We start from the raw sequence: 1,063 nt of genomic DNA on the forward strand, positions 1-1,063 counted from the left end.
ATGTTGAAGATGCGCCGTCACCATGCTCTCCTCCTTTTTGTCATGTAACTAGGCATCGGGCAAGTGATACGGCTTGAGTTTTAGCGGGGGACCAAACCTGCATACAGTTTTACCCGTGAGCAGCCAGTACTCAAGGGTTCCGAAACGATTGGGCCGCCAAAGATGCACGAGCCACTTAAATCGCGAAGCCCCGGGCACATGGAAGGGAAGGTTTGCGCCGGCCAAAACAGGGTCTGAGACGGCCAAAATGGTTCCACTTTCGTTTGTGATGAGGACGCGAAACGGATCGGAAACATTGGCATGGCCCACCTCAACGATAGAAAACCAGCTCTTGGTATATTCCCATTGAGCAACAGCAGGGCACGCGCCCGATGTTACCTGCACAGGCAAATCTTGCAGATACTTTCCGAGAAGCGTCGCGTCGGGGAAGAAGTAGCGCCGAACCGTGCTCAGTGTTGTGCACGGTGAGAGGACAAAGAAAGCGGTGCATAGGGCGATCAAGATGCGCATGGAATGCTGCCGCAGGAGTTCGCGCGAAGGAAAGAGGAAGGGCAAGATCGCCAATAGTGGAATAAAGTATCTGCCCTGAATCATGGGGATAGCTTTCGCATGCACTGGCGTCCACATCAGAAAATGGGCTACAAAGATGGCCGCCACGATGCTTAGGACCGCCACAGAGGCACACAGCAGCCGCACGGTACCGGTTCTTTTGAGATGCAGGAGGAGGATGAGAAAAATGGCTGCAAAAAAGCAGCATGCGACCTCATAGAACCAAAACGGAAGCGGCAAATCTGACCATCCAAAATTGCCGATCAAATCAAATAAGTATTGCCGGCCGTTTAACTGAATACTGCGGAGTAAGACTGCAAGAAATCCGGCTGGGTGCGCAATCATGAGATGGAGCTGGGCAGATGGATCAGAGCCGGGGAAATCCTGGCCGGCCATAGGCAGCTCAGGCCGAACCAGGTAAGCCCATCCCAGATAGGCGCCGGCTGATATGGCTATCGTGAGCACGAAAAAAGAGAAGGCGCGAGTCCAGCCCAGCCGTTTATATGCCGCAAGC

1 protein-coding gene is annotated in these 1,063 nt (G+C 53.6%); it reads right to left on the reverse strand.

Annotated features, from left to right (window positions below; translation table 11 throughout):
• Positions 1-48 precede the first annotated feature (48 nt).
• Positions 49-1,063: DUF2142 domain-containing protein (locus tag VKV29_RS01000; protein WP_324199430.1), on the reverse strand; the 1,015-nt coding region annotated here is incomplete at its 5' end.

It is taken from the genome of Chthonomonas sp., assembly GCF_035294165.1.
Classification (GTDB): domain Bacteria; phylum Armatimonadota; class Chthonomonadetes; order Chthonomonadales; family Chthonomonadaceae; genus Chthonomonas.